This window comes from Bradyrhizobium icense (genome assembly GCF_001693385.1).
Taxonomy (GTDB): Bacteria; Pseudomonadota; Alphaproteobacteria; order Rhizobiales; family Xanthobacteraceae; genus Bradyrhizobium; species Bradyrhizobium icense.
This window is the reverse complement of record NZ_CP016428.1, coordinates 2,540,743-2,552,797: the sequence shown is the minus strand read 5'-3', so window position 1 is coordinate 2,552,797 and position 12,055 is coordinate 2,540,743. Positions and strand designations below refer to the sequence as shown.

At 60.4% G+C, this 12,055-nt stretch carries 7 protein-coding genes and 2 pseudogenes; 1 reads left to right on the top strand and 8 read right to left on the bottom strand.

The genetic code is table 11. The features are described 5' to 3' along the window. Positions 1-18: 18 nt before the first annotated feature. The 8 genes and pseudogenes from LMTR13_RS12035 to LMTR13_RS12000 form a co-directional block, all read right to left on the bottom strand. On the bottom strand, positions 19-2,304 hold the full coding sequence (locus LMTR13_RS12035) for an AAA family ATPase (protein WP_065728068.1): 2,286 nt from the start codon (positions 2,302-2,304) through the stop codon (positions 19-21). 69 nt (positions 2,305-2,373) lie between these two features. Then, positions 2,374-2,772: pseudogene (locus LMTR13_RS12030) on the bottom strand (SOS response-associated peptidase family protein); the annotation flags it as partial. Positions 2,773-3,437: 665 nt separating this feature from the next. Beyond that, positions 3,438-3,957, bottom strand: a pseudogene (gene msrA / locus LMTR13_RS12025) (peptide-methionine (S)-S-oxide reductase MsrA). Between the two features lie 48 nt (positions 3,958-4,005). Further along, positions 4,006-7,176 (bottom strand): efflux RND transporter permease subunit, encoded by a 3,171-nt coding sequence (locus LMTR13_RS12020; RefSeq protein WP_065728067.1) that lies wholly within the window; start codon positions 7,174-7,176, stop codon positions 4,006-4,008. A gap of 11 nt (positions 7,177-7,187) precedes the next feature. Next, on the bottom strand, positions 7,188-8,348 hold the full coding sequence (locus LMTR13_RS12015) for an efflux RND transporter periplasmic adaptor subunit (protein WP_065728066.1): 1,161 nt from the start codon (positions 8,346-8,348) through the stop codon (positions 7,188-7,190). 225 nt (positions 8,349-8,573) lie between these two features. After that, entirely contained in the window at positions 8,574-9,164 is a 591-nt protein-coding gene (locus tag LMTR13_RS12010; RefSeq protein WP_065728065.1) for an NADPH-dependent FMN reductase, read from the bottom strand. A 72-nt stretch (positions 9,165-9,236) separates the two neighbouring features. Beyond that, a complete protein-coding gene (locus LMTR13_RS12005) occupies positions 9,237-9,902 on the bottom strand; it encodes a VOC family protein (RefSeq protein WP_065728064.1) in 666 nt (221 codons plus the stop codon). A gap of 42 nt (positions 9,903-9,944) precedes the next feature. Next, a complete protein-coding gene (locus tag LMTR13_RS12000; protein ID WP_065728063.1) occupies positions 9,945-10,997 on the bottom strand; it encodes an alpha/beta fold hydrolase in 1,053 nt (350 codons plus the stop codon). Between the two features lie 333 nt (positions 10,998-11,330). Between LMTR13_RS12000 and LMTR13_RS11995 the strand changes: the two genes are divergently transcribed. Beyond that, complete coding sequence (locus LMTR13_RS11995; protein WP_065728062.1) at positions 11,331-12,047, top strand: hypothetical protein; 717 nt, start codon at positions 11,331-11,333, stop codon at positions 12,045-12,047. Positions 12,048-12,055: the final 8 nt, after the last annotated feature.

Below are 12,055 nucleotides of genomic sequence, written 5' to 3'. Positions count from 1 at the left end.
CTCCCACCGAGGGCACCTCTACGCTTCAAGCGCATTGATGACCCTCAGCGTGCGGCGCACATAGCCCTTGAGTTCGGTGTCGTCGATCTGATCCGGCGTGGTGTCGTTGTTATCTTCGCCGTGATGATACTCCGCCGAATAACCATTGATTTGATCGAGTTCGTCATAAAGTGCCGCAGCCGGGTGGGTTGCGCCGCCCTCCCGTATCTTGCGCACCATGTCACCCAGCCAGTCATTATCCTGAAAAGAGCTGGGGAACGTGGTCCGGCAGTAGGCCTCCAGCACCACCCGCATTTTGCGCACTATATCCAAAAGATTGCCCGATCCGTTCGACACGAAGCTGCGCAGGTCGTCGGTATCGGTGAGAGTTCGGCCTTGGCATGCCCTCTCTATGTCGACCTCCCCCAGCTTCGTTCCGAGGGCCCGGTGATCCGACAGCATGAAGCAGATGCGTTCGGACGAGGGCGCCTTCGCCCAGAGCTGCTTGAGAAAGGTGGGATCGTGCGAAAGGACAATCAGCTGCTTGCAGGCGCGCGCCACCCGCATGATTTCATGGCCTGTCTGCCGGCGCCGGTACACGTCCTGGCTGGTGAACGGATCATCGAAGACGACGATCTTGTTAGCCAGATCGGCATCCTGCTCCAGACCGGCCAGGAAGAACGATAGAGCCAGGGTCATCTTGTCCCCGGCACTCAGTGTATTTTTGAAGCTCGGCTGCGTTTCCGGGGTGCGGCTGCCACCAACATCAACGGGAGTGCCGTTGATGACGAGCTGATACGACGTGCTCGCTATCCCGCTTGGATAGCTATGGGTGGTTTGCGCGATCCTGAATCCGGCGTTGAACAGGTCGAGAAGCTCGTTGATGCGGTTCTGGTAAGGCGCAACGACAGTTCTTGTATGTTCGTTGAGTTCAGCCCGGATCGCACCTCGTTCTTCATCAATGGCTGCCTTTTCCGCCACCAACCTGTTGTGTTCGTCGCACAGTGTCGAAACGGTCGGCGTATGGCGAACCTTCACCGCCTTAAGATGACTTAGACACTGCTTGGCCCCTTCGAGATCAGCCGTGCCGAGCTCCTGCTTCTTGGCGACGATCGCGGCATTCGCCCGCGCGATCTTTGCATTAAGTTCAGCCAGATCCTCGAAAACCTTGCGATAGGCTTCAACGGCAGCTTCGCAAGACGGTGGGACGTCAACCACCTCCAAGGGAGCGCGCGCCTTGCGATCAAGCAAGTCAAGCAGCTCTTGGCGAAGGCTTCGGACCGCGTCCTCGAATGCCGGCGGCAGCTTGAGGGCATCCCAATCAAACGAAACGTACTCCTTCCAGAATTCGCCGCCGGAACTATTGCGGGCCACCTTTGCAGCCTGGGTCGCGATGAAGCCTTCCCCAAAGTCCGACGCAATACGCTCGCGCAGAGCCGATACGTCGTTGTGCAGCCGAGCGTATTCGTCGCTGAAAACGGCGCGGAACGCCTTAATAAGTGGTAGCCCCGCAAGCCCCTGCCCGCAAAAGGGACAGTCATCATTGGCGAAATTCAGGCCGGTCGACACCCAATTGCCGCCACCGTTCTTCATGTTGTGCGAGGCGAAGTGCTTTTCAATCATCCGCTCGGCATCATCGGCAATTCCTTCAAGCGTTCGCCGCAACGTTTCCCGTATGCCCGACGGGATCGTGTGAAGGTCGAACGTCGACAGTTCCGGGCGCTCAAGAATCGTGTCGATATGGGTGAGGGCTGCCACTTCGACTTCTTGCCTGTCAATCTCAGCGTCGATGTCCGCTTGAGCCTGCAAATTCAGGAACCTCTCAAGCGACATTCCCGCGCCGAGATGAGGCTGTAAGCTCCTCGTTGAAGCAGAAATCTCGGTCGTTCGGGCGCGACTGTCCGCGGCAAGCTCGGAATCGCGTTCGGCCAGCCCGACCCCGGCGCTTCCTACGATGATCCGGTAGAGGTTGCGCTTCTGGGCGACGTCAACGACTTCACCGGCGTGAACGTTCTCTGCGACAAAGACGCCATCAAAGATGCTGAAGGAGGGTTTGGTTTCGCTCCAGCGCCCCCCATCGAACCGGATGACCCCGGTATCAAACAGAAGTTCGACCTTGCTGGCCTCCGTGATCCCGAGCGATTTTCGGCCGATGAGTTGATCGGGCTGCCCGGTGTGAAGGGAGCGCAGGACGGCACACAGCGTGCTTTTGCCAAACCCGTTGGCGCCCGAAATGAACGTATGCTTGAACAATTGCGGGTTTGGGGAACCCGCGGAATTACGAAACCGCCCGATATTCTTGATGGAAATAAACTTCGTCAGCATTCATGCCCCCTTGAATGCCCGTGACTCTAGGTTGTAGCCGGGCGCAAATAAAGCCGAGCTGTAACCTGCTCAACAAATTCCTTGAAGAGGACGAAAGGCTAAGGCCCTGCAGATGGCGAGCGGCAGCGGCCGCTGTAGCGCCTTCGCCTCGTCCCATGGGGCGCGCATCCAGACATCGCGTTCCTCGTCGGTGGTCAAAATCACCGGCATGGCCTTAGGATGGATCGGCTCAACGACCGCGTTCGGCGCGGTGGTCAGGAAGCCGTAAACCAGATGCGGACCCGGCACCGGCTTGGACTTGGTGCCGCGGTCGCCTTTGTATTACGTCCAGATCCCGGCGAACGCGAACAGCGGCCGCTCAACGCCGAGCGCAAACCATACGACATCCTTCTTGCCGGTCGCCGGGTTCGGCTCCGGGGCATATTCCGAGAAGCTCGATGCCGGCACGAGGCAGCGGTTCTCGGGCTTGAAGAGGATTTGAACCTATGACCTTCAGGTTATGAGTCTGAATGTCGAGCCTCAACCGCACCAGTTTCGCACCAGAAACAACCTGAACGAAACACGACAAACGCGATCGAACTCAAATGAAAATGCAGTAAAATCAACGAACCTGTTCGATATTCTGCCGCTCATAACGGTCTGGTTGCAGGTTCGAGTCCTGCCGGGCCCACCAGTAAATCAATGGCTTACGGGGTCTTCATTTTACAGCCAGTTGGTCACCCCACCAGAAATGCCCTCGCTTCGTGGCGCCGAGCGCTGCTTCAGCTGTTTCAAAGCCAGTTCTATGGCTTGGATCTGACACGATCTCTCCATGCGATAGTAGATTCTGCGGCAATTTCGCAAGCGCAGCTTAAGCCGCGAGTTGCATTCCTGTGATCGGAACAGCCTTTCTACGCCGGAGAACCTGCGAGCGGAACGTGCAGATCCGCGCGGTCCACACAGGGCGGATCCGCATGAGGACGCTCGTGATGCCCAAAAATGGCAGCATATGCAGTACACGGGCACTTGTCGGATTGGACGCGTCCGTCTCGGCAAGATTTGGACGCGGCCCACGCTGTCCACGTAGGCCGAGCTCGATCAGATGTCATCACCTCATCGACCATTGGGGACGATGAGGACTCTACCGTGCGACGTCACGCAGCTGCGCCTGATCGCCTCCGAAGCTTCCACCCTGGGCGCGGAAAATGGCAGGTGTAGCCCTGTGGATAGTGCTCCAGATAGTCTTGGTGCTCGGGCTCGGCTTCCCAGAAATGGGCCAGCAGGCGAGATCTTCGTAACGACCCGGCCCGGCCACAGGCCGGAAGCGTTGACATCCTCGATTGTCCGGAGAGCCTCGTCGCGCTGCGCCTCCGAGGTGTGGAAGATCTCCGAGCGGTAGGACGCCCCGATATCATTGCCTTGCCGGTTGAGCGTGGTTGGATCGTGAATTTGGAAGAAGAATTCGAGCAGATCGCGATAGCTTGTGCGCTGCGGATCAAACTCGATCTCGATGGCCTCTGCATGCGATCCGTGGTTGCGATAGGTTGCGTTCGGTACATCGCCGCCCGTGTATCCGACCCGTGTTTTGACAACACCGGGTAGTTTGCGGATCAAGTCCTGCATGCCCCAGAAGCAACCGCCGGCTAAAACCGCGAGTTCAAGCTTGTCTGTCATTTTGACCTCCTTGATGAGCTTGTTCGCTAATGCACCTTGGCGAAACGCCTATTCGGGCTTGAGGGCAACTTGCCCCAGCGGCCGTTCGGTCTCCGCACGCGTGGTCGACCATTTGCGAAGCGCCACATAGAAGACCGGCGTGAGGAAGAGACCGAACACAGTGACGCCCAGCATGCCAGCCAGAACCGTGACACCGATTGCCTCCCGGACCTCGCTTCCTGCTCCGTGACCCAGCAGCAGCGGCACGCAGCCTGCGATAAAGGCGACGGACGTCATCACGATTGGACGCAGCCGCAAATGGCAGGCTTCCAGTGCAGCTTCGATGATGCCCTTGCCCTGGAGCTCCAGTTCACGGGCAAACTCCACAATGAGGATGGCATTCTTGCACGCCAGCCCCATGAGCACGACCAGTCCCACTTGCACGAAGATGTTGTTGTCACCTCCTGTGAGCCAGACGCCAAACATTGCGGAACAAATGCACATCGGCACGATGAGAATGACCGCCAACGGCAGCGTCCAGCTCTCATACAGCGACGCGAGCACCAGGAAGACGAGTATCACGGCAAGGAGAAAGACAATAGGCGCTGCGTTGCTCTGGCTCACCTGCTGGTAACTCAGATCCGTCCACTCCAGTTCGATGCCGCGCGGCAAGACCCGCTTAGCGATCTCGGTAATCTTGGCAATGACTTCTGCCGACGAAAGCACTCTGGGATCGGAATCACCGATGACGTCTGCCGCGGGGAAGCCGTTGTAGCGGACCACCGGATCGGGGCCGAACGTTGGCACAACGGTTACCATCGAACTGATCGGCACCATGTCACCGCGCGCGTTGCGCGTGCGCAGGTTACCGATGTCTTCCGCCTGCTGACGGAATGATGCGTCGGCCTGGGCCAGGACCCTGTAGACCCGGCCGAACTTGTTGAAGTCGTTGATGTAGCTCGAGCCAAGATAGACCTGCAACGTTTCGAACAGGTCGGATAACGCCACGCCCTGCGCCTTGGCTTTCACTCGATCGACCTTCACCTCCAGTTGAGGAATATTGGCCTGATAGGAGCTGACGGGATGGGTCATGCCCGGCGTTCGCGCGATCTCGGCCATGAACACGTTCAACGCGTCCTGAAGGGCGCCATGGCCAAGGCCCGCCCGATCCTTGAGGTACAAAGAATAGCCCGACCCATTGCCGAGCCCTTGGATGGGCGGCGGAAGCAGCGCGTACGAAAACCCGTCCTTGATGCCTACAAACTTGGCGTTGAGTTCGGCGGTAATTTCCGCCGCGCTGCGGTTACGCTCGCCGTACGGCTTAAGCAGGATATAGGCGGTCGTGATGTTCGGCGTATTCACGAACTGCAACGCGTTGAACCCGGCATAGGCATTGACGAAGTCCACACCCTCGACGGTGCGGGCGATTTCGTCCATCTTTCGGGTGACCGCCTCCGTCCGGGCAAGAGATGCCCCCTCGGGCAGCTTTGCACCCGAGAACAGGTAGAGCTTGTCCTGTGCAGGGATAAAGCCGCCAGGCACCGACTGGAACAGCACGGCCGTGATCGCCAGGAGACCTGCATAGACGGCAAGCGCAACACCACGCCGGCCGAGCGACTTGCGCACCAGCCCTTGATAACCTCCTGCACTTACCTGAAAGAGGCGGTTGAACGGGCGGAACAGCCAGCCGAATGCCGCCTCGAGAACCCGCGCCAACCGGTCCTTTGGCGCTCCATGCCGCTGCAGCAGCTTCGCGGCCAGGGCCGGCGACAAGGTCAGCGAGTTGATCGCAGATATCACCGTGGAGATCGCGATCGTCACCGCGAACTGCTTGTAGAACTGACCGGTGACCCCCGAGAGGAATGCCATCGGCACGAACGCAGCGCAGAGCACCAGCGCAATAGCGATGATCGGGCCGGAAACCTCACGCATGGCCTGGTGGGCGGCTTCATACGGGCTAAGCCCCCGCCCGATGTGGTGTTCGACGTTCTCGACGACGACGATTGCGTCGTCAACGACGATGCCGATGGCCAGCACAAGACCGAATAAGGTCAGGGTGTTGATGGAGAAACCAAGCAGGTACAGGAAGGCGAAGGTGCCTACCACAGATACCGGCACGGCAATAAGCGGGATAACCGACGCTCGCCAGGTCTGCAGGAAGAGGATGACCACGAGAATGACGAGGAACACCGCCTCCAGAAGCGTGTTCAGCACTGCACGAATTGACTCGCGCACGAAAACGGTCGGATCCCAGACCACCTTGTAGGTAATGCCCGGGGGAAAGCTTTCGGACAGCTTGCTCAACCTGCCGTAAACCGCATCGGCAACGCCGAGCGCGTTGGCGCCGGGCGACAGAAAAACGCCGGCGGTTGCTGCCGTCTTGTTGCCCTCGAAAACCCGCATCGTATAGTCACCGGCTCCAAGTTCGAGCCGTGCGACGTCAGCAAGACGAACCACCTGACCATCTTCGCCGCTCTTTAGCACGATGGCGCCGAACTCCTCCTCAGTGGCAAGACGGCCATGCACGTTTATCGAAACAAGGAAGTCCGTGGTCTTGGGAGATGGTTCAGCACCTAGCTGTCCGGCGGATACCTGCACATTCTGCTCGCGTATTGCCTTGAGCACGTCCGTGGCAGTCAGATTGCGTGACGACAGCTTGTTCGGATCGAGCCAGATTCGCATGGCGTAGTCGCCGGCGCCGTACAGCCCGACATGGCCGATGCCATTCAGTCGCGACAATTCATCCTTGACGTTCAGAGTTAGGTAATTGCGCAGGTAAAGCGTATCGTAACGGCCGTCCGATGAATAAAGGCTCACATACAGCAAGGGAGTGGGAGACTGCTTTTGGGTCGTCACCCCGTACTGACGCACCTGCTCCGGCAGCCGGCTGAGCGCCTGACTCACCCGGTTCTGCACGCGGACGGCAGCGGTGTCGGGATCGACGCTGGGCAGGAACGTCACGACGATCTGCAGGCTGCCGTCGGAACCGGCGACCGACTTCATATACATGATGCCTTCGACGCCGTTGATCGCTTCCTCGAGCGGCGTCGCGACGGACTCGGCCGTCTCCTTCGGATTGGCGCCCGGATAGGTTGCACGCACCACCACGCTGGGCGGAACAACTTCAGGATACTCACCGACCGGCAGCAGCGGAATCGAGATGAGGCCTGCCAGGAAAATGACAATCGACAGGACGATTGCGAAAATCGGGCGTTCAATAAAGAACTTCGAGATGTTCATCGTCGCCTCCCTCAGTTTGCCGCGGCCAGCATTGGGACTTCGGCTGGCGTCACCGGCGCGCCGGAGCTGTAGATCCTCTGCAATCCACCAATGATGACCTTGTCTCCCGGCATCAAGCCGGACTCGATCAAACGGAGCCCATCGCTCTTGCGGCCGGGTTGAACATCCCTTCGTTGTGCCGTGTTGTCCGCAGCGAGGACATAAACATACTTGCGGTCCTGATCAGTGAGCACGGCCTTGTCGTCGATCAGGACAGCCTCACTTTCGTGGCCTGAGGAAACTTTCACGCGCGCGTACAAGCCGGGCGTGAATATGCGATCGGGGTTGCGCAGCTTCGCCCTCATGCGAATGCTTCCGGTCGTGGAATCGACCTGGTTGTCCTGAAAATCCACCATTCCGACGTGCACAAATCCTTCATCGCCCGCCAGCGCGACACGTACCGCAAGCGTATTGCCAGGGCTCCGGCGCAATTCCGCGCTGTAGCGAAGATAGCTTTGCTCGTCCGGATCGAAGTCGACGTAGACCGGATCCTGTGAGACCATTGACGTCAGCAAGCTCTGATCCGCTACCGCAAGATTGCCGACCGTCAGCAGCGCGCGGCCGGCCCGACCGTCGATCGGCGCGGGTACCTGCGTGAACTTGAGATTGAGCTCCGCAAGCTCGACTGCAGCTTCTGCATTGAGCACGTCAGCCTCACTTTGGGCGTAGGCTGCGTGGCGAGCGTCGGCCTCGTCCTGGGACACTGCGCTCGACGGCAGGAGTCTCCGCGCACGTTCGTCGCGGCTCTTTGCCAGCAGCGCCGTTGCCCGGGCACGCTGAAGCTGTGCCGTGGCGCTGTTCAGCGCCGCTTCGTACGGTCGCGGGTCGATGGTGAAGAGAACATCGCCGCGGCGGACCTCATCTCCCTCTTTGTACGCGACATGCGTCACATATCCGCTGACCCGGGACCGAATCTCCACCGATCCGACAGCGCTGATGCGTCCGTTGAACTCGTCCCAGCGCTGCACGCGCTTGAGCAGCACCGTAGCAACGTCGACCTGAGCAGGAGGACTAAGGCTCCCAGCCGCTGCCTCTCCATTGCCGGTCAGTTCTCCGGTTGCCGCTAGAAGCCCCAGCGGTGCACCGACCGCGGTGAGGATTGCCGCCGCTCTCAGTAGTGTTCTGGTCTTCATCGGTGAATCCTCCTGGTTGTCGTGCTTGTCACGGTGCTCGTGAGGGCAATTCGGTGTAGCTGGGATATCGCCATCACGACACGAATGCTCGTTAAGCGTCGTGAGAAGTTGTTGGGATGCTGTCAGCCCGTTACGAGACGCTGGAAACTGAGTTCCTTGCCTATAGCGAGACAGCTCTTGCGAGAGAGTGGCGAGGCACGGAGAGAGCGGTTCGTCTCGTCGCCCTCAGTACGGTGGCGCCTTTCGTTGCCGCTGCGCCTTGCCAGCCTCGACCCACCACATCAGATCGTCGGCAAAGCGCGGGAAGGACTGCTCGAGCGCCTTGCCGCCCTCGCCCGTCGGCTGACCGTCGGCCGAGAGGGTCTGACCGATCGGCCCAACGGCGATCGTGCTCGAAGTCACCACCATACCCATTTCGGACAGTGTGCCGTGCCATGCGGTAGCGGCGCGCGCTCCGGCCAGTCGCCCGGCCGAATAGCTGACAATCGCCGCGGGTCGCCAGAACCACTCCTCCAGGAAGTGGTCGGTGAGGTTCTTCAATCCGGGCTGAACGCCCCAGTTGTATTCTCCGGTGACGAAGATGAAGCCGTCCGCCGACTTGATCTTCCCTGCGAGCTGCTCGAGCGCCGCCGGCGCCTGGCCCTTCGGGTATTCCTTGTACATGCGGTCGAGAATCGGAAGGTTGATCGCTTTGGCGTCGATCAACTCGGCGTCGTCGCCTCGGCGGCGCAGCTGGTCGACAACGTATTCGGCAAGCCGGATACCCACCCGGTCGGAACGATAGGAGCCGTAGAAAACGAGGATTCGGTTGCTCATGGGGAGTTACTCCGCAGACTGGATTCTGAAGGTGCGGTTCGCCGGCTAATGGCGGACCGCACCTGATGATGGCTACTTCGGCAGCGGCTTGCCCGCCTGCTCGTTGACGATGTACTCCGCGTACCAGTCCGGCCAGTTCACGTCGTGTTCGCCGGTCAGCTTCTCATGCTCGCCGTGCGCTGCCGCCGCGCGGCGAAGCGTCGCCGCGAGGTCGGATACCGACGCGAAAGTCGTGTCACCCTCGACGCGGCCGGGAAGACGGTTGGTAACCTCCTGCAGCACCCAGCCATTGCCGTCCGGATCGCTGAACGACGCAAACGAGTGGTACGTACGGCGTTGCGGATCCGGGCCAGTGACCCGGACGCTTCCGAACAGGTAGGGCTCGTCGGTACCGGTGTGGACGTTGTCGCCGCCGTGGAACACCTCGCTGACCTTGACGCCACGCGCAAGCAGTTCCTTCCGGGCGGCTTCGATGTCGGACACGATCAGGTACAGGCCCTGGGCAGAGCCCGGCTTGGCCGGCGTGACGTTCTTGCCGAAGATCACCGAGGCGCCGGAGCCCGGCGGCGTGAACTGGATAATGTGGAAGTCGCTGCCGTTGGTGAATTCGGCGTCAAAACGCCAACCAAGGTTCGCATAGAACTCCTTGGCGTGCGCAACATCCGAGACCGGGATAACGGCGAGCTCGAACTTCATGTCCGTCGAGCGGACCTTGGCGGGGTTGACTGCTACTGTCATGGTTCTCTCCTGTTGTGTGCCTGGTGAATACCGGCGCCGCGATCACACTTGCGCGGCGACGTCGAGAATGGCCTGTGCGAACGCGCCCGGCGCTTCCTGGGGAAGATTGTGGCCGATGCCGCCGGTGATGTGCCGGTGCGCGTACTTGCCGGTGAACTTCTTGGCGTACGCGGCGGGATCCGGATGCGGGGCGCCGTTGGCGTCGCCTTCCATGGTGATGGTCGGCACACCGATGGTCGGCGCCAGCGCGAGCTGCGCTTCGAGTTCGTCGTAGGCCGCTTCGCCGTCGACCAATCCAAGCCGCCAGCGATAATTGTGGATCACGATCGCAACATGATCGGGATTGTCGAAGGCCGTCGCGCTGCGCTCGAAGGTGGCATCGTCGAAGTTCCACTTCGGCGATCCAAGCTTCCAGATCAGCTTCGCGAACTCGAGGCGGTGCTTTTCGTAGCCGATGCGACCGCGCTCGGTGGCAAAATAGAATTGGTACCACCACTCGAGCTCGGCTTTCGGCGACAGCGGCACTTTGCCCGCCTGCTGGTTGCCGATCAGATATCCGCTGACGGAGACCATCGCGCTGACGCGCTCCGGCCAGAGCACAGCCATGATGTTGGCGGTCCGCGCGCCCCAGTCGAAGCCACCGACGACTGCCTTCTCGATCTTAAGCGCATCCATCAGAGCGATCATGTCCGCTGCCAACGCCGAAGGCTGGGCGTTGCGGGCGCTTGCATCGGAAAGAAAGCGGGTCGTTCCATAGCCGCGCAGATACGGCACAATGACGCGGTAACCCTGGGTGGTCAGGAGCGGCACGACTTCAGCAAAGCTGTCGATGTCGTAAGGCCAGCCGTGCAGCAGGAGGATGGCTGGCCCCCTCTCGAGACCGTTGTCGGTATATCCTACGTTCAGAAGGCCGGCGTTGATCTGCTTCAGATTCCCCAGAGACGCACTGATCGCCGGCGTCCGTGTCGTTGCATCTGCGGCTTCGGCGACCTGGCTCAGGTGCGCGGCTGCGGGACGGGTCAAGGCAATGCCGGTCGCGAGCGAAGCAGCGGCACCGATGAACTCGCGGCGAGTCTGGTTGACGTCCTTGTGCATGGTCGTGCTCCCGTTTGCGGCGTCGTCTTTCGAAGGACGTCGGCCTCGTGTGGAAGCGGTATGCACCCGGTCAGGGACGTTGGCCCGTTAAGCGTTGTTAGACGTTGTCAGCGCGGCTTCGCCGCAATGGAAATTGCGCGCCGGTCATGCAGCCCGATGGTTCGCCCTGGCGGCCCGAAACCTTGCGCGGGCGCACCCAGCCAAGACATTGAGACACAAGGATTTTGTTGCCTCTTCCGCCCTCCAACGCCGTTTAACAACACCTAACGGGCCATCTGGAGGCTTTTGCGCAATTGTCTGTCGGCACCAGGACGAACAACGAAAGGACTTGAAATGATTCCGCTGCTCGCCGACGCGATCGAGGCCCACGGAGGCCTGGACCGCTGGAAATCACACCACACGCTCACCGCAACCATCGTCAGCGGCGGCGACCTTTGGGCCCTCAAGGGCGTCCCGCAGGATCCGATCGCGCGGACTATGCAGGTCGAGCTGCATCGGCAATGGGCCTCGGTTGCGCCATTCGGAAAAGACCGGCATACCGACTTCACATCCGATCGCATTGCCATTCTTGCAGCCGACGGCAGCGTGGTCGCCGAACGATCCAATCCCCGTGCCTCGTTTGCGCGGCACGACCTGCGGACGAGCTGGGATCCGCTGCACCGCGCATATTTCAACGGATATGCGCTCTGGACTTACCTCACCACACCCTTCCTGCTCGCCACGGATGGGTTCAATGTCGAGGAAATCGAGCCATGGCGAGAGGGAGCGGAGACCTGGCGCGGCTTGAGGGCCAGTTTTCCTTCGGCAATCGCCAGCCACAGCTTTGAGCAAGACTTCTATTTCGGCGAGGACATGCTCATCCGCCGGCACGACTACCACGTGGATATCGCCGGCAGCTTCCCCGCGGCGCAGTACGTATCCGACCACGTGAATGTGGACGGCATCAGGATTCCGACCCGGCGCAGGGCTTATCTGCGCGCTGGTGATCTGAAGCCGATGCTCGATACGCTGATGGTGTCGATCGACCTCTCCGACTTCCGCTTCGGCTGAGGCAGCAG